The 22,363-nt window shown below is 70.5% G+C and carries 22 protein-coding genes; 15 read left to right on the top strand and 7 right to left on the bottom strand.

The window, feature by feature from the left end; all coding sequences use genetic code 11:
- The first annotated feature begins 68 nt into the window (after positions 1 to 68).
- The 6 genes from ACFYPC_RS07660 (at position 69) to ACFYPC_RS07685 (ending at position 7,108) form a co-directional block, all read left to right on the top strand.
- Complete coding sequence (locus tag ACFYPC_RS07660; protein ID WP_388672389.1) at positions 69 to 461, top strand: VOC family protein; 393 nt, start codon at positions 69 to 71, stop codon at positions 459 to 461.
- Between the two features lie 238 nt (positions 462 to 699).
- The gene (locus ACFYPC_RS07665; RefSeq protein ID WP_388672392.1) at positions 700 to 1,209 is read left to right on the top strand and encodes a hypothetical protein; all 510 of its coding nucleotides are present in this window, start codon (positions 700 to 702) and stop codon (positions 1,207 to 1,209) included.
- Positions 1,210 to 1,306: 97 nt separating this feature from the next.
- Positions 1,307 to 4,519, top strand: a complete 3,213-nt coding sequence (locus tag ACFYPC_RS07670) for a S41 family peptidase (RefSeq protein WP_388672394.1) — start codon at positions 1,307 to 1,309, stop codon at positions 4,517 to 4,519.
- Between the two features lie 302 nt (positions 4,520 to 4,821).
- Positions 4,822 to 5,148 carry a histidine triad nucleotide-binding protein gene (locus ACFYPC_RS07675; protein WP_388673380.1) on the top strand — a complete coding sequence of 109 codons (327 nt, stop codon included), beginning with the start codon at positions 4,822 to 4,824 and terminating at the stop codon, positions 5,146 to 5,148.
- 6 nt (positions 5,149 to 5,154) lie between these two features.
- A complete protein-coding gene (locus ACFYPC_RS07680; protein WP_388672396.1) occupies positions 5,155 to 6,060 on the top strand; it encodes a ribonuclease Z in 906 nt (301 codons plus the stop codon).
- A gap of 55 nt (positions 6,061 to 6,115) precedes the next feature.
- Entirely contained in the window at positions 6,116 to 7,108 is a 993-nt protein-coding gene (locus ACFYPC_RS07685; protein ID WP_388672399.1) for an adenosine deaminase, read from the top strand.
- Between the two features lie 212 nt (positions 7,109 to 7,320).
- On the opposite strand, the gene ACFYPC_RS07690 is transcribed toward ACFYPC_RS07685, so the two are convergent.
- The 3 genes from ACFYPC_RS07690 to ACFYPC_RS07700 form a co-directional block, all read right to left on the bottom strand.
- Complete coding sequence (locus ACFYPC_RS07690) at positions 7,321 to 8,430, bottom strand: carbohydrate kinase family protein (protein WP_388672402.1); 1,110 nt, start codon at positions 8,428 to 8,430, stop codon at positions 7,321 to 7,323.
- A 188-nt stretch (positions 8,431 to 8,618) separates the two neighbouring features.
- Positions 8,619 to 9,914, bottom strand: a complete 1,296-nt coding sequence (locus ACFYPC_RS07695; protein WP_388672405.1) for a glucarate dehydratase family protein — start codon at positions 9,912 to 9,914, stop codon at positions 8,619 to 8,621.
- Entirely contained in the window at positions 9,911 to 10,879 is a 969-nt protein-coding gene (locus tag ACFYPC_RS07700) for a 5-dehydro-4-deoxyglucarate dehydratase (RefSeq protein ID WP_388672408.1), read from the bottom strand. Before ACFYPC_RS07700 ends, ACFYPC_RS07695 begins: the two co-directional genes overlap by 4 nt.
- Before the next feature lie 107 nt (positions 10,880 to 10,986).
- Here ACFYPC_RS07700 and ACFYPC_RS07705 point away from each other — a divergent pair, with 107 nt between their 5' ends.
- The 5 genes from ACFYPC_RS07705 to ACFYPC_RS07725 all read left to right on the top strand — a co-directional run bounded on the left by ACFYPC_RS07705 (position 10,987) and on the right by ACFYPC_RS07725 (position 15,142).
- On the top strand, positions 10,987 to 11,781 hold the full coding sequence (locus ACFYPC_RS07705) for an IclR family transcriptional regulator (protein ID WP_388672411.1): 795 nt from the start codon (positions 10,987 to 10,989) through the stop codon (positions 11,779 to 11,781).
- A gap of 134 nt (positions 11,782 to 11,915) precedes the next feature.
- On the top strand, positions 11,916 to 12,974 hold the full coding sequence (locus ACFYPC_RS07710) for a PhoH family protein (protein ID WP_388672414.1): 1,059 nt from the start codon (positions 11,916 to 11,918) through the stop codon (positions 12,972 to 12,974).
- A gap of 13 nt (positions 12,975 to 12,987) precedes the next feature.
- On the top strand, positions 12,988 to 13,485 hold the full coding sequence (gene ybeY / locus ACFYPC_RS07715) for an rRNA maturation RNase YbeY (protein WP_388672417.1): 498 nt from the start codon (positions 12,988 to 12,990) through the stop codon (positions 13,483 to 13,485).
- The gene (locus tag ACFYPC_RS07720; RefSeq protein ID WP_388672420.1) at positions 13,482 to 14,786 is read left to right on the top strand and encodes a hemolysin family protein; all 1,305 of its coding nucleotides are present in this window, start codon (positions 13,482 to 13,484) and stop codon (positions 14,784 to 14,786) included. The genes ybeY and ACFYPC_RS07720 overlap by 4 nt, the downstream gene beginning before the upstream one ends.
- On the top strand, positions 14,783 to 15,142 hold the full coding sequence (locus ACFYPC_RS07725; RefSeq protein ID WP_388672423.1) for an MmcQ/YjbR family DNA-binding protein: 360 nt from the start codon (positions 14,783 to 14,785) through the stop codon (positions 15,140 to 15,142). Before ACFYPC_RS07720 ends, ACFYPC_RS07725 begins: the two co-directional genes overlap by 4 nt.
- Here the strand turns inward: ACFYPC_RS07725 and ACFYPC_RS07730 are convergent.
- Entirely contained in the window at positions 15,104 to 16,555 is a 1,452-nt protein-coding gene (locus tag ACFYPC_RS07730) for an MFS transporter (protein WP_388672426.1), read from the bottom strand. The two genes, ACFYPC_RS07725 and ACFYPC_RS07730, sit on opposite strands and share 39 nt — an antisense overlap.
- A 148-nt stretch (positions 16,556 to 16,703) precedes the next feature.
- On the opposite strand from ACFYPC_RS07730, the gene ACFYPC_RS07735 reads away from it, so the two are divergent.
- The 3 genes from ACFYPC_RS07735 (at position 16,704) to ACFYPC_RS07745 (ending at position 18,775) form a co-directional block, all read left to right on the top strand.
- A complete protein-coding gene (locus ACFYPC_RS07735) occupies positions 16,704 to 17,525 on the top strand; it encodes a helix-turn-helix transcriptional regulator (protein WP_388673382.1) in 822 nt (273 codons plus the stop codon).
- A 123-nt stretch (positions 17,526 to 17,648) separates the two neighbouring features.
- A complete protein-coding gene (locus tag ACFYPC_RS07740; protein ID WP_388672429.1) occupies positions 17,649 to 18,002 on the top strand; it encodes a cytidine deaminase in 354 nt (117 codons plus the stop codon).
- 296 nt (positions 18,003 to 18,298) lie between these two features.
- Positions 18,299 to 18,775, top strand: a complete 477-nt coding sequence (locus ACFYPC_RS07745) for a hypothetical protein (RefSeq protein WP_388672432.1) — start codon at positions 18,299 to 18,301, stop codon at positions 18,773 to 18,775.
- Positions 18,776 to 18,890: 115 nt separating this feature from the next.
- On the opposite strand, the gene ACFYPC_RS07750 is transcribed toward ACFYPC_RS07745, so the two are convergent.
- Positions 18,891 to 19,229, bottom strand: coding sequence for a P-II family nitrogen regulator (locus ACFYPC_RS07750; protein ID WP_388672435.1), 339 nt, complete (start codon positions 19,227 to 19,229; stop codon positions 18,891 to 18,893).
- Positions 19,230 to 19,448: 219 nt separating this feature from the next.
- Between ACFYPC_RS07750 and era the strand changes: the two genes are divergently transcribed.
- Positions 19,449 to 20,408 carry a GTPase Era gene (era, locus tag ACFYPC_RS07755; protein ID WP_388672437.1) on the top strand — a complete coding sequence of 320 codons (960 nt, stop codon included), beginning with the start codon at positions 19,449 to 19,451 and terminating at the stop codon, positions 20,406 to 20,408.
- A gap of 217 nt (positions 20,409 to 20,625) precedes the next feature.
- On the opposite strand, the gene ACFYPC_RS07760 is transcribed toward era, so the two are convergent.
- On the bottom strand, positions 20,626 to 21,942 hold the full coding sequence (locus tag ACFYPC_RS07760) for a GH1 family beta-glucosidase (protein WP_388672440.1): 1,317 nt from the start codon (positions 21,940 to 21,942) through the stop codon (positions 20,626 to 20,628).
- A 106-nt stretch (positions 21,943 to 22,048) separates the two neighbouring features.
- On the bottom strand, positions 22,049 to 22,315 hold the full coding sequence (locus ACFYPC_RS07765; RefSeq protein ID WP_388672443.1) for a protealysin inhibitor emfourin: 267 nt from the start codon (positions 22,313 to 22,315) through the stop codon (positions 22,049 to 22,051).
- Positions 22,316 to 22,363 lie beyond the last annotated feature (48 nt).

Below are 22,363 nucleotides of genomic sequence, written 5' to 3' on the forward strand. Positions count from 1 at the left end.
GGTGCCGTGCCAGGCGTCGCGGACCCGGAGTGACCCAAACGACACCCCCTAGATCACTGGAGATCGCCTTGGAGCTCGCCCAAGTACGTCTGCTCGTCTCCGACTTCCCGGCCTGCTACCGGTTCTACGCCGAGGTCCTCGGCCTCAAGCCGCAGTCGGGCGCGACCGGGGGGCCGTACGAGAAGTTCAGTCCCGTCACCGGCTCGGCGGGCATCGCTCTCCAGGACCGCGCGATGATGGCACAGGTCCTGGGCGAACTGGGCGACTCGGTGGCGGGACACCGCTCGCTGGTGGTGCTGCGGGTGGACGACCTGGACACGTACTGCGAGCAGATCACGGCCCGCGGTGCGACCCTCCTGCACGAACCGGCTCCCATGACCGACCGGATGCGTGCCGCCCACCTCAAGGACCCCGAAGGGAACCTGGTGGAACTGCAGGAGTGGCTGCTGCTGCGCGGCTGACAACTCCGGAGTCGCTGACAACTCCCCAGTCGCTGACAACTCCGGGGACTTCGGGAGCAGTTTCGCCTTTCCGTGCGCCTGGGCGCGCGATCCCTGCGTGTGCGTTCGACTGTGCGGCGCGAGAGTGCCCAAGTGGCCGCATGCGGTCTTCCGCGCCACCCGGGACGGTGGCACGCTGCCGTCCATGGGGGCTTTGAGACGGATTCAGCGACGGGCCGGACAGCGGCGGACAGTGGTGATGACTGGGTTCGCGGCCGTCGCCGTGGGCGGGGTCGTCGCGTGTGACCCGAGCGGGCTGAGCTCCGCCTCCGTGGCGTACACGACCGACCAGACCGTGACGAAGGAGCTCGATCGGCAGAACGCGGATGTCGCGTGGCTCAGCTGCACGGCGTCGTTCGACGGCGGCAACCAGGTCTACACACCCGGGAGGACGCCCTCGCCGACCGAGGACACCGTGGCGGACGTCGACTGCACGGGGGAGACCTCGGACGGGAAGGACATCTCCGTCACGGGCAAGGTCACCCGGGCTGTGGACGGCCGGTGCGTACGCGGTGATCTGACCGCCCGAATCGACGGCAAGCAGTGGTTCCACGTGACCGGTCTCGGCAACTGCGACGCACCCAGCACGCCCGGCAACACCCCGCCCGTCAACAACGAGCCCCAGCAGCCCGGCCCCACCGTCACCGTGACCGTCACCAAAACCATCTGGTGCCAGGGAGACCCGACCTGCTGGCCCCAGGGCAAGTGACCCGTGCCGTGCGGGGAAGCGGAGACGGGGGAGGTAAGGGACAGGTAAGTGATCGAAACCCCTGTCCGGGGCCGTGATCGCTGCCTAAGGTGATCGGGTGACAGAGCCCGTACCCTCCGCGTATCTCCGGTTTCCACATCTGCACGGCGATCTGGTCGCGTTCACCGCCGAGGACGACATCTGGGTCGCCCCGCTGGACGGTGGCGGCCGCGCCTGGCGGGTCAGCGCGGACAACGTTCCGGTGAACCATCCGCGCATCTCCCCGGACGGCACGACCGTCGCCTGGACGTCCACCCGTGACGGCGCCCCCGAGGTGCATGCCGCCTCGCTGGACGGCGGCCCCTCCAAACGGCTGACGTACTGGGGCAGTTCGAAGACCCAGGTACGCGGCTGGACCCCCGACGGCAAGGTCCTCGCGCTCAGTACGCAGGGGCAGGCGAGCCTGCGGCGCAGCTGGGCGCGGGCCGTCCCGCTCGACGGCGGCCCGGCGACCACCCTCCCGTACGGGCCCGTCGGCGACGTCGCCCACGGCGACCCGGGCGTGCTGCTGCTCTCCGCTCCCATGGGGCGCGAGGCCGCCTGGTGGAAGCGGTACCGGGGCGGTACGGCGGGCAAGCTGTGGATCGACCGGGACGGGTCGGGAGAATTCGTACGGCTGCATGAAGAGCTCGACGGGAACATCGAGTACCCCTTGTGGGTGGGGGAGCGGGTCGCGTTCCTGTCCGACCACGAGGGCGTCGGGGCCATCTACTCCTCCCTCTCGGACGGGTCCGACCTGCGGCGGCACACACCGATCGACGGCTTCTACGCCCGGCACGCGGCGAGCGACGGCACCCGCGTCGTGTACGCGTCCGCCGGGGAGTTGTGGCTCCTCGACGACCTGGACGGCACCGAGCCGCGCCGGCTCGACCTGCGGCTCGGCGGACAGCGCGTCGACCTCCAGCCGCACTCCGTCAGCGCGTCCCGCTGGTTCGGGGCCGCCGCGCCCGACCACACCGGACGCGGCAGCGCGATCGCCGTACGCGGCTCCGTCCACTGGGTCACCCACCGCTCGGGCCCGGCCCGCGCACTCGCCGCCGAGCCCGGCGTACGCGCCCGGCTGCCCCGCACCTTCCGGGCGGAGGGCGAGGAGTACGTGGTGTGGGTGACGGACGCCGAGGGCGACGACGCCCTGGAGTTCGCCCCCGCGACGGGGGTCGCACCCGGAGCGACACCCCGCCGGCTCGCCGCCGGACAGCTCGGTCGGGTGCTCGGGCTCGCCATGGCGCCCGACGGCAGCCGCGCCGCCGTCGCCTCGCACGACGGACGCGTCCTGCTCGTCGAGCGGGAGACCGGCGAGGTGCGCGAGGTCGACCGCAGCGAGGACGGCGAGGTCAGCGGCCTCGCCTTCTCACCCGACTCCGCGTGGCTCGCCTGGTCGCACCCCGGTCCGCGCCCGCTGCGCCAGCTCAAGCTCGCCAACACCACCGACCTGTCGGTGACCGAGGCGACCCCGCTGCGCTTCCGCGACTACGCGCCCGCGTTCACCCTCGACGGCAAGCACCTGGGGTTCCTGTCGGCCCGGTCCTTCGACCCGGTCTACGACGAACACGTCTTCGACCTCGCCTTCGTGGGCGGCTCCCGGCCGCACCTCATCACGCTCGCCGCCACCACCCCGTCCCCCTTCGGACCGCAGCGCCACGGCCGCCCCTTCGAAGCGCCGGACAAGGACGAGACACCCGACAGCGAGGGCACCCCCGCGACCCGGATCGACCTCGACGGACTCGCCGACCGGATCGTGCCGTTCCCCGTCGAGGCCGCCCGTTACACCGGGCTCCGCGCGGCCAAGGACGGACTCCTGTGGCTGCGGCACCCGGTTCGCGGCGTGCTCGGCTCCTCCCGCGCCACCCCCGACGACCCGGATCCGAAGACGGAGCTGGAGCGGTACGACCTCGTCCAGCAGCGCATCGAGCACCTCGCCGCCGACGCCGACCACTTCGCCGTCAGCGGTGACGGCAAGCGCGTCCTGCTGTGGACCGACGGCAAGCTCAAGGTCGTCCCCAGTGACCGGCGCGCCTCGCACGACGACGAGAGCGACACGAACATCACCGTCGACCTCTCGCGCGTACGGCAGATCATCGACCCGACCGCCGAATGGCGGCAGATGTACGACGAGACCGGCCGCATCATGCGGGACAACTTCTGGCGGCCCGACCTCGGCGGCATCGACTGGGACGGCATCCTGGAGCGGTACCGGCCGGTCCTCGAACGCGTCGCCACCCACGACGACCTCGTGGACCTCCTGTGGGAGGTGCACGGCGAGCTCGGCACCTCCCACGCGTACGTCATGCCGCGCGGTGGCTGGGGCGGCGGCGACCGTGCGCAAGGGCTGCTCGGGGCCGACATCTCCCGTCACGAGGACGGCAGTTGGCGCATCGACCGAATCCTTCCGTCGGAGATCTCCGACCCCGACGCGCACGCGCCGCTCGCCGCGCCCGGGGTCGCCGTGCGCGCCGGGGACGCGATCGTCGCGGTCGCGGGGCGGCCGGTGGACCCGGTGGCCGGGCCAGGACCGCTGCTCGTGGGCACCGCGGGCAAGCCGGTCGAGCTGACCGTCTCCCCGGCCGGCGGCGGCGATCCGCGCCACGCCGTCGTGGTGCCGGTGTCCGACGAGGAGCCGCTGCGCTACCACGCGTGGGTCGCCGACCGGCGGGCCTACGTCCACGAGCGGTCCGGCGGACGGCTCGGGTATCTGCACGTGCCCGACATGCAGGCGCCCGGCTGGGCCCAGATCCACCGCGACCTGCGCGTCGAGGTGGCCCGTGAGGGACTGGTCGTGGACGTCCGCGAGAACCGCGGCGGCCACACCTCGCAACTGGTCATCGAAAAGCTCGCGCGCCGGATCGTGGGCTGGGACCTGCCGCGCGGCATGCGGCCCAGCAGCTACCCCGAGGACGCGCCCCGCGGGCCCGTCGTCGCCGTCGCCAACGAGTTCTCCGGCTCCGACGGCGACATCGTGAACGCGGCGATCAAGGCGCTGGGCATCGGCCCCGTGGTCGGCACCCGGACGTGGGGCGGAGTCATCGGCATCGACAGCCGCTACCGGCTCGTCGACGGCACCCTCATCACCCAGCCCAAGTACGCCTTCTGGCTGGAGGGTTACGGGTGGGGCGTGGAGAACCACGGCGTCGATCCGGACGTCGAGGTCGTGCAGGCCCCGCAGGACCACGCCGCCGGGCGGGACACCCAACTGGACGAGGCGATCCGGATCGCGCTGGCCGCACTGGCCGAGAACCCGGCGAAGGCTGCGCCCGCTCTGCCGCCGCTTTGACCCCGGCGGGTCGGCCGGTCGGGGGTGGGTGGGCGCTTTGATCCTGGCTGCGGCTGCGGCTGCATCTGCGGGTGGGTTGCGGTGGGAACCCGCCTGCGGCGATCAACAGGGCCGATACGATGCTCGCGTACTGACCGGAGCTGCGTCGAGGAGGCACACGCATGGTGCAGGAGCCAGAGGGGCGCGCCGGTGTCGAGGGAGTGAGCGCGCGGAGGCCCGAAGGGTCGAGCACGGTCGCGCCCTCGACACCGGCTGAGGCGCCCCGGAGGCGAGAAGAGGGCGGTGCGCCGCAGGACGACTGCCTGTTCTGCAAGATCGCCGCGGGGCAGATCCCGGCGGACGTGGTCCGGGAGACCGGGACGACCGTCGCGTTCCGGGACATCAACCCCCAGGCGCCCACCCACGTCCTGGTCATCCCCAAGGTGCACCACCCGGACGCGGCGTCGCTGGCCGCCGCCGAGCCCGGCATCGCCGCGGACCTGCTGCGCGAGGCCGGGCAGGTCGCGGGCGAGGAGAAGCTCGAGAGCTACCGCATCGTGTTCAACACGGGCAGCGGCGCCGGACAGACCGTCTTCCACGCGCACGCCCATGTCATGGGCGGCCGCGGTATGCAGTGGCCGCCGGGGTAACCGACCTTGTCCGTACGTGAATTGGTGGTCCTCGGCACCGCCAGCCAGGTCCCCACCCGCCACCGCAACCACAACGGCTACCTGCTGCGCTGGGACGGCGAGGGGCTGCTGTTCGATCCCGGCGAGGGCACCCAGCGGCAGATGCTGCGTGCCGGGGTCGCGGCCCATGATCTGCACCGGATCTGTGTCACCCACTTCCACGGCGACCACTCGCTCGGGCTCGCCGGGGTGATCCAGCGCATCAACCTCGACCGGGTGCCGCACGAGGTGACCGCCCACTATCCCCTCTCCGGGCAGCGGTTCTTCGACCGCCTGCGGTACGCGACGGCCTACCGCGAGACCGTCGCGCTGACCGAGGCGCCGGTCGACGCCGACGGGGTGCTCGCCGTGAGTGCCTCGTACACGCTGGAGGCCCGTCAGCTCTCTCATCCCGTCGAGTCGTACGGCTACCGGCTCGTCGAGCCCGACGGGCGGCGGATGTTGCCCGAACTCCTTGCCGAGCGAGGCGTCAAGGGACCCGATGTCGGGCGGCTGCAGCGGGAGGGCTCCCTTTCCGGGATCTCCCTCGACGACGTGAGTGAAGTGCGGCGGGGGCAGCGGTTCGCGTTCGTCATGGACACCCGGCTGTGCGACGGCGTGTACGCGCTGGCCGAGGGGTGCGACATGCTTGTCATCGAGTCGACGTTCCTTGACGAGGATCTTCAACTTGCGTCCGATCATGGTCATTTGACGGCTGGTCAGGCAGGGGCTGTCGCGAAGGACGCCGGCGTACGGCATCTCGTGCTCACGCACTTCAGCCAGCGGTACTCCGAGCCGGACGAGTTCGAGCGGCAGGCCCGGGCTGCGGGGTTCGAGGGGGAGCTGACCGTGGCGCACGACTTGGTGCGGGTACCTGTGCCCAAGCGGCGGTGACGGTCGTTCGATTGCCGGTTCCGGAGCGGTGGTGGATCGGCTTTACGATGATTTGATGCCCCTCCCCAAAGCTGAGCTGCACCTCCATATCGAAGGCACCCTCGAACCCGAGCTGGCTTTCGTGCTGGCCGCGCGCAACGGCGTGAGCCTGCCGTACGCGGACACCGAAGAGCTGCGCAAGGCGTATCTCTTCGACGATCTCCAGACGTTCCTGAACCTGTACTACGAGCTCATGGCCGTACTGCGGACGGAACAGGACTTCACCGACCTCGCTGACGCGTATCTCGCACGCGCCGCCGCGCAGGGGGTGCGGCACGCCGAGATCTTCTTCGATCCGCAGGCGCACATCGCGCGGGGCGTCGGCATGGGGACCGTCGTCGAGGGGCTCTCCCGCGCCCTCGCGCGCAGCGAGGACACGCACGGGGTCTCGACGCAGCTGATCATGTGCTTCCTGCGTGACCGGTCCGCCGAGTCGGCGATGGCGACCCTGTCTGCCGCGGAGCCGTACCTCGACCGGATCGTCGGCGTCGGTCTCGACTCCGCCGAGGTCGGGCATCCGCCGGGCAAGTTCCGTGCGGTGTACGAGGCGGCTGCCGCGCTGGGGCTGCGGCGGGTCGCGCACGCGGGTGAGGAGGGGCCCCCGTCGTACATCACCGAGGCGTTGGACGTGCTCGGTGCCGAGCGGATCGACCATGGGCTGCGGTGTATGGAGGACGACGCGCTGGTCGAGCGGCTCGTGCGTGAGCGGGTTCCGTTGACTCTGTGCCCGCTGTCGAACGTGCGGCTGCGCGCCGTGGACGTGCTGGAGGACCATCCGCTGGTCGCGATGATGGACGCGGGGTTGCTGTGCACGGTGAACTCCGACGACCCTGCCTACTTCGGGGGGTACGTCGGAGACACCTTCCACGCGGTGCGCGAGGCGCTGGGGGTCGGTCAGGAGCGGTTGCGTGAGCTGGCCCGCAACTCGTTCGAGGCGTCGTTCCTGGAGCATGACGAGGAGCGGCGGGCTCGGTACGTCGCGGAGGTCGAGGCGTACGAGTTCGAGTAGGCGGGTGCCGGTTCGCCCACCGTGAGTGGGTGGGTCGGGGCGCCGTCTTTCGGGTGCGGGCCCGGGAGAGATGTTCAGCCCGTCCGGCGTTTGAGGACGAGCGCGTTCAGCGCGATGGTGGGGGCGCGGGGGGCTGGGGGCGGCAGTCCCCAGGTACGGGACGGGCAGGGACGGAGGGGGCGAAAGAGGGTTTTTGTCGTCCCGCGGCGGGGTCAGGTCGTGCGGCCGAAGCCGATGGTGGGGATGGCCCGGCGGAGGGGCCAGGGACGGGAGGCTTCGGGGAGCAGGGACTCCAGGAAGGCGTATCGCTGGAGCGCGGCGGGGTCCTGGTCGTCGACGGACTGGACGCGGCGCCACCAGGCGGCGATCTCGGACCAGCCGGGGGCCGACAGGGACCCGCCGAAGTCCTGGACGGAGAGGGCGGCGGTGAGCCCGGCGAAGGCGAGGCGGTCGTCGAGGGGCCAGTCGGCAAGGGTGCCCATGACGAATCCGGCGACGAAGACGTCCCCCGCGCCGGTGGGGTCCAGGGCCTCGACGGCGATGGCGGGCACCTCGGCGCTCTGGCCGGTGCGGCCGTCCACGGCGTACGCACCCTCCGCGCCGAGGGTGACCACGGCGAGCGGCACGTGCTCGGTGAGCGCGTGGGCCGCGGCGCGAGGGGAGGAGGCGCCGGTGTAGCGCATCGCCTCCTCGGCGTTGGGCAGGAACGCCTCGCAATATGTGAGGTCAGGCAGCCCCGCCAGGTCCCAGGCGCCCGTGTCGTCCCAGCCGACGTCCGCGAAGATCCGGGTGCCCTTGCTCGCGGCCTGCGCGATCCAGGGCGCGGGTCTGCCGGGTGTGAGGGCGGCGACGGCGGCACGCGCGCTCGGGGGGCAGTCGGGGGCCGGTTCCTCCGGGGGAGGCTCGTGGCCGTGGGAGACCATCGTGCGCTCCCCCTCGTACGCCATCGACACGGTGACCGGCGAGTGCCAGCCGGGCACGGTGCGGGACGTGGAGAGGTCGATGTGCTCGCCCTGCTCCAGAGCGTCCCAGCAGTACTCCCCGTAGTGGTCGTCCCCGAAGGCCGCCGCCAGCGAGGTCTTCAGGCCGAGCCGGGCCAGCGCCGTCGCCATGTTCGCCACGCCGCCGGGGCTCGACCCCATCCCGCGCGCCCAGGACTCGGTCCCGCGTACCGGGGCGGAGTCGAGCCCGGTGAAGATGATGTCGAGGAACACGGTGCCCGTGAGGTAGATGTCCCAGGGCGGATCCTTGGGCGTGCGCAGCCCGGCGAGCGGGTCGACGTGCGCGTGGCAGTACGGTCGCTCTCCGTTGAATGCGATCACGGTGCGCTCCCTGACGTGGTGCGGATTCACGCCAGTCTGCACCACGCCGTGCGCGGAGGGGCCCTGAGCGCGCCCGTACCGCCAGTCGCATCAGGATCCGGTGGGAGACGTTCTCGCAGGTCCGAGGAGGGTGTGCTCGTCCGTGTCGCGATCACCCCGCCGGTCGGCGGCGCGTCCGGATCCGGCCGTTACCAGCGGGGCACCGCCGGTGTGACCCACTCCGGGTCGGCGATCCGCATCGCGGCCGCGTCGTCGCGGTCGCGCAGCGTACCGTCGTCGTCGAGCCACCGCTGGTGCAGGAACCGCAGCTTGTCGTGGTCGAGTTCGACGCCGAGGCCGGGCGCGTCGGAGACCTCGACCGAGCCGTTCTCGAAGGTGAGGCGCTGCGTCAGTACATCCTCGGACTGCCAGGGGTAGTGCGAGTCGCAGGCGTGGTGGAGGTCGGGGACCGTTGCGGCTACATGGGTCATCGCGGCGAGGCTGATCCCCAGGTGGGTGTTGGAGTGCATGGACACGCTCACGCCGAACGTGCGGCAGATGGCGGCCAGTTCACGCGTGTTGCGCAGCCCGCCCCAGTAGTGGTGGTCGGACAGGACGACCTGCACGGCCCCCTTCGTGAAGGCTTCCTGGATCTCCGCGAAGGTCGTCACACACATGTTGGTGGCGAGGGGGACGGAAGTGTGCGCCGCCACCTCAGCCATGGCGGGTGTGCCGAGCGCCGGGTCCTCCAGGTATTCGAGTACGTCACCCAGTTCCTCGGCGACCTTCAGTGAAGTCTCCACGGACCAGGCACCGTTGGGGTCCAGGCGGAGCGGGTGTCCGGGAAAGGCCTCGGCGAGGGCCCGCACGGCGGCGATCTCCTCGGCGGGCGGGAAGACACCGCCCTTGAGCTTGAACGAGGTGAACCCGTACCGCTCGGTGAACTTCCGCGCCTGCTCGACGACTCCCGCCGGGTCGACGGCCGCACCCCAGTCGTCCTTCTCGCTCGCGACCCCCGCGGGGTGCTCGGCCCACTTGTAGAAGAGGTAGGCGCTGTACTCCACGGCGTCCCGGACCTTGCCGCCGAGCAGCGCGTGCACCGGCAGCCCGAGCGACTTGCCGAGCGCGTCCAGGCAGGCCACCTCGAAGCCGGAGACCACGGACAGGCGCAGTTTGTCGGCGCTCTGGACGCCGCGCAGCCCGCCGACGTCGATCTGGTGGTCGACCCGCCCCTGGTCGACGGCCACCTCGTCGGCGACGGTGAACAGCCCGTTCAGGTCGGAGACTTGGCGGCCCACCAGTTTCCCGGCGAAGGGGCGGGCGAGTTCCAGGTACTTGCTGTCGCCGTAGGTCTCGCCGACACCCGTCACGCCGTCCGCCGTGACGACCTCCACGATCAGCCGGGGGGTGTACGGCTGGTGCACGCCCTGCGTGTTGAGCAGCGGCGGGTCGGCTACCAGGATGGGCGTCAGCCGGACGTCTGTGATGGTGAGGTCGTGGGTCACAGAGCGGCTCCTGCGGAGGCAGCGGGGGTGGGGACGAGGGCCAGTCCGGTGGCGAGCAGCTTCTCCAGGTCGGCCAGGTCTGCCGACGACGGGTCGGTGAGCGGGGCGCGGACCGGGCCCACCGGACGGCCGCGCAGTCGGGCGGCCGCCTTCACCAGTGAGACGGCGTATCCCGTCCGGCGGTCGCGGAGTTCCACGAAGGGGATGTAGAAGTCGCGCAGCAGCCGGTTCATGGCGTCGTCGTCACCGTCCCGGTGAGCCGCGAAGAACGCGTCGGCGATCTCGGGCGCGAACGCGTGCACGGCCGACGAGTACGCAGGCACGCCGACGGCGGCGTACGCGCGGGCCTGGATCTCCGCGGTGGCCGCCCCGTTGAAGAACAGGAACCCCTCGGGTGCGGAGAGCGTGATGCGCTGCAGCCGGTCGAGGTCGCTGTGGCCGTCCTTGAGCCCGATGACGCCGGGGACGCCGGTGAGGCGCTTCAACGACTCGACGCTGAAGGCGACCTGGCCGCGCTGGTAGACGATGAGCGGCAGCCGGGTACGTACGGCGATCTGCTCCACCTGCGCGACGAGGCCCTCCTGCGGTGCCGCGACAAGGTAGTGCGGCAGGACGAGCAGCGCGTCGGCGCCGGCCTCCTCCGCGATGCGCGCGAACCGGGCGGCCTGGGCCCAGCCGTACCCGATCCCCGCGACGACGGGCACGCGTCCCGCCGCCACCTCGACCGTCGCGGTGACGACCTCCCGGTACTCGTCCTCGTCCAGCGAGAAGAACTCGCCGGTGCCGCAGGCCGGGAAGACCGCGCCGGGACCGGCGTCGATCTGCGCCGCCACATGCGTCCGGAAGCCGTCGAGGTCCAGGGAGCCGTCGCGGTGGAAGCTGGTGAGCGGGAACGACAGCACACCGCGTGCCATCCCGTCGCGCAGCCGCTCCACGACGGCCTCTCTCTGCAAGTCCGGGGTCATCCGGGCCACCATCTCCGTATGTAGATGTTGTCTACGTATGAAGATGGAGATTAGGTACGCGAACCAGTGCCGTCAATGGTTCCGGCCCACACGCTTACGATCTGCACATGCCCGAACCCACTGACGAGCGCGGAGTACGCGAGGTGAAGTCCGCCGCGCGCACGGTCGGGTTGCTGGAACTACTGGCCCAGCGCGGCGACCGCCCGGCGCGTCTTCAGGAGCTCGCGGACGCACTCGGGGTGCCCCGCAGCTCGATGTACGCGCTGCTCCAGACCCTGATCGGCCGGGGCTGGGTGCGCACCGACGTCACCGGCTCGCTGTACGGAATCGGGATCCACGCCCTGCTGACGGGCACCAGCTACCTGGACTCGGACCCGCGCGTGCGCGCCGTACGCCCCTACCTCGACGAGGCCTCGCAGGCACTCGGCGAGACGATCCACATGGGACGCCTCGACGGCACGGACGTCGCCTACCTCGCCACCCGCGAATCGCACGAGTACCTGCGCACCATCAGCCGGGTCGGCCGCCGGCTCCCCGCCCATGTGGGCGCCCTGGGCAAGGCCCTGCTGGCCGAACGCCCCGACGAAGACCTGCCCGAGGGCCCCTACGCCCCCGCCACCCCGCACACCCACATCCACCGTGACGCCCTGGCGGCGGACCTCGCCGGTACCCGCGCCCGTGGCTACTCGATCGACCGGGAGGAGGGCGTCCTCGGCATCGTCGGCTTCGGCTTCGCGCTGCGGTACGACGTCCCCGCCCAGGACGCCATCAGCTGCTCGGTCCCCGTCGTCCGGCTGAACCCCGCCCACGAGGACCGGATCATCACGGTCATGCGCGAGATCCGGGCCAAGATCGAGGCGGCGGCTCCCGGCGGGGGAGCGGGCGCCCCGCACTGGCGCTGACGACGACGCCGCCGCACGTCACGGCGAAAACTCCTACGGACTTGTCAGTGCGGAGTCGTACTCTTGGAATCGCAAGGCTGCCCCCGTGGCAAGCGTGCCGATCGAGGAGGAAAAGCAGGCCTAAGAGCCGGCCCATGACTCATACACCCACAGCACAGACCCCCACACAGGGGCAGGCACGAGCGCGTTTCACGGTCCCCGCGAGCCACCCCATGGTCACCGTGCTGGGATCCGGCGACGCCCTCCTGCGAGTGATCGAGAAGGCCTTCCCGGCGGCCGACATCCATGTCCGGGGCAATGAGATCAACGCGGTCGGCGACGCCGGTGAAGTCGCCCTCGTCCAGCGCCTGTTCGACGAGATGATGCTGGTGCTCCGCACCGGGCAACCGATGACGGAGGACGCCGTGGAACGCTCGATCGCGATGCTCAGAGCCAGCGAGAACGGCGAGGGCGACGGCCCGGAGACCCCGGCCGATGTCCTCACGCAGAACATCCTGTCCTCGCGCGGCCGCACCATCCGCCCCAAGACGCTCAACCAGAAGCGCTACGTCGACGCCATCGACAAGAACACGATCGTGTTCGGCATCGGCCCCGCCGGTACCGGCAAGACGTATCTCGCCATGGCCAAGGCCGTCCAGGCGCTCCAGGCCAAGCAGGTCAGCCGGATCATCCTCACCCGCCCCGCGGTGGAGGCGGGCGAGCGCCTCGGATTCCTCCCGGGCACGCTCTACGACAAGATCGACCCCTACCTGCGCCCCCTGTACGACGCGCTGCACGACATGCTCGACCCCGACTCGATCCCGCGCCTGATGGCGGCGGGGACGATCGAGGTCGCGCCGCTGGCTTATATGCGCGGAAGAACCCTCAATGATGCTTTTATCATCCTGGACGAGGCCCAGAACACGAGCCCCGAGCAGATGAAGATGTTCCTTACCCGGCTCGGGTTCGAGTCGAAGATCGTGATCACCGGTGACGTGACGCAGGTCGACCTGCCGAGCGGCACGAAGTCCGGGCTCCGGCAGGTCCAGGACATCCTGGAGGGTCTCCCGGAGGTGCACTTCTCGCGGCTCACGTCGAGCGATGTCGTACGGCACAAGCTGGTCGGCCGTATCGTCGACGCGTACGAGAAGTACGACAGCGAGCACGGCACCGAGAACGGCACGCAAAAGGGCCGCGCTCACAGAGGGAAGTAGACACCACAGCGCCATGTCGATCGACGTCAACAACGAGTCCGGAACCGAGGTCGACGAGCAGGCGATCCTCGACATCGCCCGCTACGCGCTCGCGCGGATGCGCATCCACCCGCTCTCCGAGCTCTCGGTGATCGTCGTGGACGCCGACGCCATGGAGCAGCTCCACATCCAGTGGATGGACCTGCCGGGGGCGACGGACGTCATGTCGTTCCCCATGGACGAGCTGCGGCCGCCGTCCAAGGACGACGACGAACCGCCGCAGGGTCTGCTCGGTGACATCGTGCTCTGCCCGGAGGTCGCCGAGCGGCAGGGCAAGGAAGCCGAGACGCAGCACTCCATGGACGAGGAGCTCCAGCTCCTGACCGTCCACGGAGTGCTGCACCTGCTCGGGTACGACCATGAGGAGGCCGACGAGAAGGCCGAGATGTTCGGTCTCCAGGCGGCCATCGTGGACGGCTGGCGCGCGGACAAGGGCATGTCGGGTCCCTCGCCGGCCCCCACCGTGTCATGAGTCCCCAACTCGTCGCCGGCGCCATCCTGTTGGTCGTCGTCGCCTGGCTCGCCGCCTGCGCGGAGGCGGGCCTCGCGCGCGTCTCCAGCTTCCGCGCGGAGGAGGCCGTACGGTCCGGGCGGCGCGGCAGCGCGAAGCTCGCCCGGATCGCCGCCGATCCGACGCGCTATCTGAACGTCGCGCTGCTGGTGCGCGTCGCCTGCGAGATGGCCGCCGCCGCGCTCGTCACGTACGCGTGCCTCCAGCAGTTCGACGCGACCTGGGAGGCCCTGACGGTCGCCATCGGCGTGATGGTCCTCGTCTCGTACGTCGCGGTCGGCGTCTCGCCCCGCACCATCGGCCGCCAGCACCCGCTGAACACGGCGACGGCGGCGGCGTACGTGCTGCTTCCGCTTGCGCGGATCATGGGCCCGATCCCGTCGCTGCTCATCCTCATCGGCAACGCGCTCACGCCCGGCAAGGGCTTTAGGCGCGGCCCGTTCGCCTCCGAGGCCGAGCTGCGCGCGCTGGTCGACCTCGCGGAGAAGGAGTCCCTCATCGAGGACGAGGAGCGCCGCATGGTGCACTCCGTCTTCGAGCTCGGCGACACCCTCGTACGGGAAGTGATGGTGCCGCGGACGGACCTCGTCGTCATCGAGCGGTACAAGACCATCCGGCAGGCGCTCACCCTGGCGCTGCGCTCCGGTTTCTCGCGCATTCCCGTCACCGGGGAGAGCGAGGACGACATCGTCGGGATGGTGTATCTGAAGGACCTCGTCCGCAAGACGCACATCAGCCGCGACGCCGAGAGCGAGCTGGTGTCGACGGCCATGCGGCCCGCCACCTTCGTGCCCGACACCAAGAACGCGGGCGACCTGCTGCGCGAGATGCAGCAGGAGCGCAACCACGTCGCCGTCGTCATCGACGAGTACGGCGGCACGGCCGGCATCGTCACCATCGAGGACATCCTTGAGGAGATCGTCGGCGAGATCACCGACGAGTACGACCGTGAGCTGCCGCCGGTCCAGGAGCTCGGCGACGACCGCTACCGCGTCACCGCCCGCCTCGACATCGGCGACCTCGGCGAGCTGTACGGCTTCGAGGCGTACGACGACGAGGACGTGGAGACGGTCGGCGGGCTGCTCGCGAAAGCCCTCGGGCGCGTTCCGATCGCCGGGGCGTCGGCAGTGGTCGAGCTGCCCGACGGGCGGGAGCTGCGGCTGACGGCGGAGGCCGCGGCCGGCCGCCGGAACAAGATCGTCACGGTGCTGGTCGAGCCGGTGGACCCGGCGGATCCCGCCGAGGAGGAGAAGCCGGAGTGACTCCGCAACGGCTGCGCGCCTTCTGTCTGTCCTTCAACGCGAGCGTCGAGGACTTCCCGTTCAATCCGGACACCTCGGTCTTCAAGGTGTTGGGGAAGCTGTTCGCGCTGACGAACCTGGGGGCGCGGCCGTTGACCGTCAATCTCAAGTGCGATCCGGACGACGCGGTCCGGCTGCGCGGGGAGTATCCGGGGCTGATCGTCCCCGGCTGGCACATGAACAAGCGGCACTGGAACACGGTGACGGTGGACGGCGAACTCCCGGACCGACTGGTCCGGGAGCTCATCGAGGACTCGTACGACCTGGTCGTCGCCGGTCTACCGAAGGCCGAGCGCCTCCGCCTCGACCGCCCCTGAGGTACGCGGCCGGCGCAGCCCCGTCGCCACCAGCACGGCCGCCACCAGCACGATCGCGGTGTCCAGGTACAGCACCGTGTGGACGCCGGACAGGAGGTCGGTGGAGGTGGTGGCCAGGACGCCGAGGAGCGGGATGCCGAGGGTGAGGCCTACCTGCTGGGTGGAGGTCACCAGGCCGGTGGCCAGGCCCTGTTCCTCGTCGGGGACGCCCGAGGTGACGGTCAGGCCGTACGAGATGATCGCGCCGAGGTGGCACATGCTGGCCAGCGAGACCGCCCCGGTGGCCAGCCAGACCGACCAGCCGCCCGCGCCGAGGCCGAGCAGCGCGCCGGTGAGGACACCCTGGCCCGCCAGCGAGCCCACCAGCGTACGGCGGGCGCCGTAGCGGCCGATGACCTTCGGGGCGTACATCCCGGCGACCACCGACAGGATGCCCTGCACGCCGAAGACCAGGCCCGTCTCGAACGCCGAGAGCCCCAGGGTCTCCTGTAGATACAGGGTCAGCACGAAGACCACCGTCGACATCATCGAGAACGTGACCAGGCCGCCCAGGTTGCCCCACGCCACCGTGCGGCGACGGAGCATGGGCAGGCTGACCAGCGGAGCCGCGGCGCGCGACTCGACGTAGACGAAGGCGGCGAGCAGCGCGACGCCCGCGACGAGGGCCGTGATGACGTCGGCGCCGCCGAAGCCGCGCTCGGCCGCCGTGGAGAGCGAGTAGATCAGGGCCAGCAGGCCGCCGGTGACGGTGACGGCACCCGGGATGTCCAGGCGCGGCCGGTCCGGCGTGCGGGACTCCGGCAGCAGGCCGGGCGCCAGCGGCAGCACGATCAGCGCGAAGACCGTGAGCAGGCCCATCGTGGAGCGCCAGCTCAGTACGTCGGTCAGGACGCCGCCCGCCACCATGCCGACCGTGAAGCCGAGCGAGAGGAGCGTGCCGGAGATGCCCAGGGCGCGGTCGCGCGCCGGGCCCTCCGGGAACGTCGTCGTCAGCAGCGACATGCCCGTCGGCACGATCGCCGCCGCGCCAAGACCTTGCAGCGCCCGCGCGGTCAGGAAGGACGCCGGGTCCCAGGCGACGGTCGCGAGCAGCGAGGCCGATCCGAACAGGGCGAGGCCGGTCAGGAACAGCCTGCGGCGCCCGTACAGATCGCCGATGCGGCCGAAAAGGAGCAGGAATCCGCCTGACGGCAGCGCGAAGGCGGTGACCGCCCACTGCAGGGCGGACTGGCTCATGCCCAGGTCCGCACCGAGCGCGGGCAGCGCCACGTTCAGCACGGAGAAGTCGAGCGCGACCATGAACTGGGCCGCGCAGAGGACGAAGAGGACAAGCTTGTCGCGGGTCGACAGGCGGGTGTCGCGAGCAGGCTGCTGCGGGTTTTTTACGGGACTTGAGGTGGTGTCGGTCGGCATGGGCCAGAGCTTCCCGCGGCCGGAATAACCGTGGGGAGCGGGAACTTATGCTGGTGGTCGCACCACCAGTCGCCAGTAGGGGGATTCGTACGTGGCTGAAGACGCGGCACTCAAGACGCACCGGCTGAGTGAGTTGCGCGAGTTCCTGATGAGCCGCCGTGCGCGGGTCACCCCGGCCGAGGCGGGTCTGCCGGACGGCGGGGCCCGGCGCCGTACGCCCGGCCTGCGCCGCGAGGAGGTGGCCGTGCTCGCGGGTGTCGGCGCGTCCTGGTACCAGTGGCTGGAGCAGGGGCGGGACATCTCCGTCTCGCCGCAGGTCCTCGACGCGGTGTCCCGGGTGTTGCGGCTGAGCAACGCCGAGCGGCGCCATCTGTACGTGCTCGCCGGGCTGAACCCGCCCGCGCCCGAAGTGGCCCCCGAGGTGCGGGACATGCGCGACGGGCTGCGGCGGCTGATCGACACGTGGATGCCGTATCCGGCGCACATCATGGACCAGTACTACAACTGCGTGATGTACAACGACGCCGCCGCTGTGGTCCTCGGCATGCGCCCCGAGAACACCCAGAACTGCATCGTCGACTTCTTCACCGACTCGCTCTACCGGGGGCGTTCCCGCACCTGGGAGCGGAATGCTCACACGGTGGTCGCCCAGTTCCGCGCCTCCTGTGCCGCCGCCCCCGACGACGAGGGGTTCCAGGAACTGCTGGCCCGGCTGCAGGCGGCCAGTGCCGAGTTCGTCGCGCTGTGGGAGCGGCGGGACATCCAGGACGCGGGGCAGATCCGCAAGGAACTCGACCATCCGGTGGTCGGGCTGCTCGCCGTCGAGTCCACCGCGATGAAGGTGCCCGCGCGGCCTGATCTCACCGTCGTCCTGCACACACCGCTGCCGGAGGAGAACACCGCGGCGAAGCTGGAGTGGCTGTCCTCACCGGAGGGGCGGCGGGGGTCGATGTACCCGGTGGCGGGCTAGGGCCTGTCGTCGCGGGGCAGGCGGGAATTTGGCGACAGGGCTTAGGTCCTCTTGGAACTGCCGGACAAGCCCCGGCAGGCAGCTGCATGGGACCGGTGGTCGGGGGCTCGATAAGCTCCGTCCATGACCGAGAACTCCGCCCTCGATCCCGAGGACCGCAAGATCGTCACCCTCGCCCGCTCGGCTCGGGCCCGCAACGGAGTGCCCGAGGGGGCGGCCGTGCGGGACGAGACGGGGCGTACGTATGTCGCCGGGAGCGTGGAACTGCCCTCGTTGCGGCTGAGCGCGCTGCGGACGGCCGTGGCCATGGCTGTGGCGTCGGGGGCGAAGTCGTTGGAGGCGGCGGCGGTGGTGACCGAGGCGGAGTCGGCGGCCGCGGAGGATCTGGCGGCCGTACGGGATCTCGGCGGGGCCGGGACGCCGGTGCTGGTGGCCGGGCTTGACGGGGTTGTGCGGGTGAGGGTTGCGGCGGGCTGAGAATCAGTCCCTCCAGGGGGCGAAAAAGAGACTTACCCGGGGTAACTTCGGCCACTTTTGCTGACCCCTGGAGCAAATCCAGGGGAGTCCCTTGCGCTGCCCAGCCGCTCGCGCCTCAATGGAACCGCTAGTTCCAACGGGCCGTCAGATACGTTGTGCCGCTCGCGGATCGACCCCCGCACTCATCAACTCCACACCCTCACCGGCGTACCGGTGACGCGTCCGTGTGCCCGGCGCAAAACGGCACCGTCCCACCATCCCCACATGGCAATTCCCGTACAAGGGAAGGGAATCCGATGACACGCATGCGACTCGGAAGTGCCGCGGCGATAGCCGCCGGCACCCTCGCCGCGACCGGTCTGGCCTTCGCGCCGACCGCCGCGGCCGTCACCCCACAGACGGCCACCATCGCCGCGACCTGCAGTATCGGCGGCAGCGGTGCGGCCACTCTCACGGCCACACAGACCGGCACGTCGGCGACAGTCACCCTCAGCTCCACCGAGATCACCACCCCGCTCGCCGTGGCCCAGGACTCGGCCAGCTCCACGCTGACCCTGGTGAAGGCGAGCGGCGGCACCACCGTCTTCACCGGCACGAAGAACCCCGCCATCCCGGCGGGCGGCGGGGTCACGGTGGGCCCCCTGGACGGCACGGTCGCCTCCGGTGACAGCCTGGAGGCGTACGGAGGCTCCCTGCAGATCGTGGTCTTCGGGATCACCATCTCCTGCACGGCGGGCGGGCCGCAGTCCCCGGGGCCGTTCGTGTTCGAGTAGGACCAAGGAGTTACGAGTAACCGAGTAGCCGAGTAACCCCACGTGCGCGAAAGACCGGTGCCGCCCGCGCGCAGCGGCACCGGTCTTGGTGCGTCCAGAGGTGTCGGGGGACGCCTCAGAGCGCGTCGGGGCCGCGCTCGTCCGTCCGTACCCGCACCACCGTCTCCACCGGAACCACCCAAACCTTGCCGTCGCCGATCTTCCCGGTCCGCGCGGCCTGCACGACCGCGTCGAGGACCGCCTCGGAGTCGGCGTCGTCGACGACGACCTCGATACGGATCTTGGGGACGAGGTCGACCTGGTACTCGGCGCCGCGGTACACCTCGGTGTGGCCGCGCTGGCGCCCGTATCCGCTGGCCTCAGTGACGGTCAGACCGTGCACGCCGAGTTCCTGGAGAGCGGTCTTGACCTCGTCGAGGCGGTACGGCTTGACGATCGCGGTGATGAGCTTCATGCCTGGCCTTGACCTTCTGGGCGGTGGGGCGGGGAGAGATGGCGAGACCGGGGCGCCGTGGCCCGGGACCTCGTGATCGTAGGCCGTCCCGGGCGTGCGCCGTAAGGTCCGGGCGGGTGTGCTCGTGGTGGGCGTGGGGCTTTCCGGAGCCGCACGGCGGTGTCCCTGACCGTCGCCGCTTGCGACTGTCGTACGGCGGGGCTCCGATGATCAGGGACAATGGGCGCCATGAGTGTTCGTACCGAGTCATCCGAGCCGTCCGAGGCCATCCACCGCGCCGGCTTCGCCTGCTTCGTGGGCCGCCCCAACGCGGGCAAGTCCACGCTCACGAATGCTCTGGTCGGCCAGAAGGTGGCGATCACCGCGAACCAGCCGCAGACGACGCGGCACACGGTGCGGGGCATCGTGCACCGGGCCGACGCGCAGCTGATCCTGGTGGACACCCCCGGGCTCCACAAGCCGCGCACGCTGCTCGGTGAGCGGTTGAACGACATCGTGCGGACCACCTGGGCCGAGGTCGACGTCATCGGCTTCTGCCTGCCGGCGAACGAGAAGCTCGGCCCCGGTGACCGGTTCATCGCGAAGGAACTGGCGTCCATCAAGAAGACGCCGAAGATCGCGATCGTCACGAAGACCGACCTGGTGGACGGCAAGACGCTCGCCGAACAGCTCATCGCCATCGACCAGCTCGGTACGGAGCTCGGGTTCGAGTGGGCGGAGATCGTGCCGGTGTCGGCGGTCGCGGACGAGCAGGTGGGTCTGCTGGCCGACCTGATCGTGCCGCTCCTTCCGGAGGGGCCGGCGCTGTATCCGGAGGGTGACCTCACCGACGAGCCCGAGCAGGTCATGGTCGCGGAGCTGATCCGTGAGGCCGCGCTCGAAGGCGTGCGGGACGAGCTGCCGCACTCCATCGCCGTCGTGGTGGAGGAGATGCTGCCGCGCGAGGACCGGCCCGCCGACAAGCCGCTCCTCGACATCCACGCCTTCGTCTACATCGAGCGGCCCAGCCAGAAGGGCATCATCATCGGCCCCAAGGGCAAGCGGCTGAAGGAAGTCGGCATCAAGTCCCGCAAGCAGATCGAGGCGCTCCTCGGCACGCCGGTCTTCCTCGACCTCCATGTGAAGGTCGCCAAGGACTGGCAACGGGACCCTCGCCAGCTGCGAAAGCTGGGGTTCTGAGGGGAGGGTTCTCGCCCCCTCCGCCCCTGCCCGTCCCTTGTTCCTGGGGCTCCGCCCCAGACCCCGTTCCTCGAACGCCGGACGGGCTGAACTGCTCAGCCCGTCCGGCGTTCGAGGACGAGGCCGTCCAGGCCGAGAGCGGGGGGCTGGGGACGGCAGCGATCCCGCGCTGCCGACACCGCCCGTGCGGTCCCCCCGAAACCGGCCCAGGGTGCCGTTACTTCTGGGCCCGCAGCGCGTCGCGCAGCCACGCGTACGACGCCTTCGGCGTCCGCTTCAGCGTCTGGTAGTCGACATGGACGAGGCCGAAGCGGCGCGTGTACCCCTCCGCCCACTCGAAGTTGTCGAGGAGCGACCACACGAAGTAGCCGCGAACGTCGACGCCCGCCTCCAACGCCCGGTGCAGCGCCCGCACATGACCGTCCAGGAACGTGATCCGCTCCTGGTCGTCGATGCCCTCGTAACTGCAGCCGTTCTCGGTGATGACCACGGGCGGCAGCCGGTCGCCGTAGCGCTCGTGGAAGCCGGTGAGCAGCTCGGTCAGCGCCTCGGGAACCACCGGCCAGCCGAAGTCCGTGACCGGGTAGCCCGCCAGTTCACGTACGGAGAAGGGGAGTTCGGCGGGCAGCGTCAGTCCGCCGAACGCGATCTCCGCGCCCTCCGGGGCGCCCACCTTGGTCGGCTGGTAGTAGTTGATGCCGTACCAGTCCAGCGGCTCCGAGATGATCTTCAGGTCGGACTCGATGTCGCCGGGGAGCAGGTCGGCGATGCCGTCCGGGTACCGGCCCAGCAGGAGCGGGTCGGCGAACAGGCGGTTGAGGAGCAGGTCGTAGAAGTCGGCGGCCTGCACGTCCTCCGTGCTGTCCGACGCGGCCCAGGTCGGTCCGTGCGAGTTGGCGATCCCGATGTCGGTGACTCCGGCCGCGCGCAGGGCCCGTACGGCCAGACCGTGGCCCAGAAGTTGGTGGTGGGCCACCGGGAGGGCGTCGAAGAGCAGCTTTTTGCCGGGTGCGTGTGCGCCCAGCGCGTGGCCCAGCAGGGTGTGTTCGGCGGGTTCGTTGAGAGTGATCCACTTCGTGACGCGGTCGCTGAGACGGGCGGCGACGACGGCCGCGTACTCGGCGAAACGCTCCGCTGTCGAGCGGTCCAGCCAGTCGAGGTCGGCGGGCAGGTCCCAGTGGAAGAGGGTCGGCACCGGACGTACGCCGGCCGCGCAGAGTTCGTCGACCAGACGGTCGTAGAAGTCCAGGCCGCCGGGGGAGTTCACCCGGGGCCAGGAGATGGAGAAGCGGTACGCGTCCACGCCGAGGTTGCGCAGGAGCGTGACGTCCTCGCGGTAGCGGTGGTAGTGGTCGCAGGCCACCTCGGCGGTGGAGCCGTCCTTCACGTGGCCCGGTTCCGCGGTGAAGGTGTCCCATACCGAGGGGGCGCGTTCGTCGGTGGCCCCCTCGATCTGGTGGGCCGAGGTGGATACGCCCCAGAGGAAGGTGGGCGGGAACTGCGGGAGGGGACTCGTCGCCATGCGCGCGATCATCCTTACCCGCAGTAACGGAAGTCAACCGGGCAGGTGTGAACTGCGAGTTACGGATTCCGCGGGCGCCCAGTGGGGTGGCTGACATCTCACCCGAGCCCGCGATCTCCTATGCCCCCTCCTTCAACACCCTAGAAATCAGGCTTCGTTGCTCCTGAGTCAGTCTCGGGTCCGCGGCGTACACCGTTCTGCCGTCGACCGTGATCTGGTAGCTGAAACCGTCGGGGACGCCTATGGGCGGCGTGCCCCGGCCCGCGGCCACCGCCTGCTCGGCCAGGGTGTGCCACTCGTGGGCATCGGGGCGTCCCGAGGTGTTCACCTCGGCGTGGCGCTCGATGCCCGCGAATCCGCCCGTGCGCCGTACCTGAATACGCATGGGTCCTGTCTAGTGCGAGTCGGGGCGGGAGGCTAGGAGGCGGGTACC

Source organism: Streptomyces sp. NPDC005808 (assembly GCF_042871385.1).
In the GTDB taxonomy this organism is placed as follows: Bacteria; Actinomycetota; Actinomycetes; order Streptomycetales; family Streptomycetaceae; genus Streptomyces.

Coding starts and splice junctions, on each gene's coding strand:
- ACFYPC_RS07710 (WP_388672414.1), top strand. CDS start 11,916: ATGACTCATACACCCACAGCACAGACCCCCACACAGGGGCAGGCACGA.
- ACFYPC_RS07750 (WP_388672435.1), bottom strand. CDS start 19,229: ATGAAGCTCATCACCGCGATCGTCAAGCCGTACCGCCTCGACGAGGTC.
- ybeY (WP_388672417.1), top strand. CDS start 12,988: ATGTCGATCGACGTCAACAACGAGTCCGGAACCGAGGTCGACGAGCAG.
- era (WP_388672437.1), top strand. CDS start 19,449: ATGGGCGCCATGAGTGTTCGTACCGAGTCATCCGAGCCGTCCGAGGCC.
- ACFYPC_RS07685 (WP_388672399.1), top strand. CDS start 6,116: ATGCCCCTCCCCAAAGCTGAGCTGCACCTCCATATCGAAGGCACCCTC.
- ACFYPC_RS07735 (WP_388673382.1), top strand. CDS start 16,704: ATGAGCCGCCGTGCGCGGGTCACCCCGGCCGAGGCGGGTCTGCCGGAC.
- ACFYPC_RS07765 (WP_388672443.1), bottom strand. CDS start 22,315: ATGCGTATTCAGGTACGGCGCACGGGCGGATTCGCGGGCATCGAGCGC.
- ACFYPC_RS07760 (WP_388672440.1), bottom strand. CDS start 21,942: ATGATCGCGCGCATGGCGACGAGTCCCCTCCCGCAGTTCCCGCCCACC.
- ACFYPC_RS07740 (WP_388672429.1), top strand. CDS start 17,649: ATGACCGAGAACTCCGCCCTCGATCCCGAGGACCGCAAGATCGTCACC.
- ACFYPC_RS07730 (WP_388672426.1), bottom strand. CDS start 16,555: ATGCCGACCGACACCACCTCAAGTCCCGTAAAAAACCCGCAGCAGCCT.
- ACFYPC_RS07665 (WP_388672392.1), top strand. CDS start 700: ATGACTGGGTTCGCGGCCGTCGCCGTGGGCGGGGTCGTCGCGTGTGAC.
- ACFYPC_RS07745 (WP_388672432.1), top strand. CDS start 18,299: ATGACACGCATGCGACTCGGAAGTGCCGCGGCGATAGCCGCCGGCACC.
- ACFYPC_RS07720 (WP_388672420.1), top strand. CDS start 13,482: ATGAGTCCCCAACTCGTCGCCGGCGCCATCCTGTTGGTCGTCGTCGCC.
- ACFYPC_RS07700 (WP_388672408.1), bottom strand. CDS start 10,879: ATGACCCCGGACTTGCAGAGAGAGGCCGTCGTGGAGCGGCTGCGCGAC.
- ACFYPC_RS07705 (WP_388672411.1), top strand. CDS start 10,987: ATGCCCGAACCCACTGACGAGCGCGGAGTACGCGAGGTGAAGTCCGCC.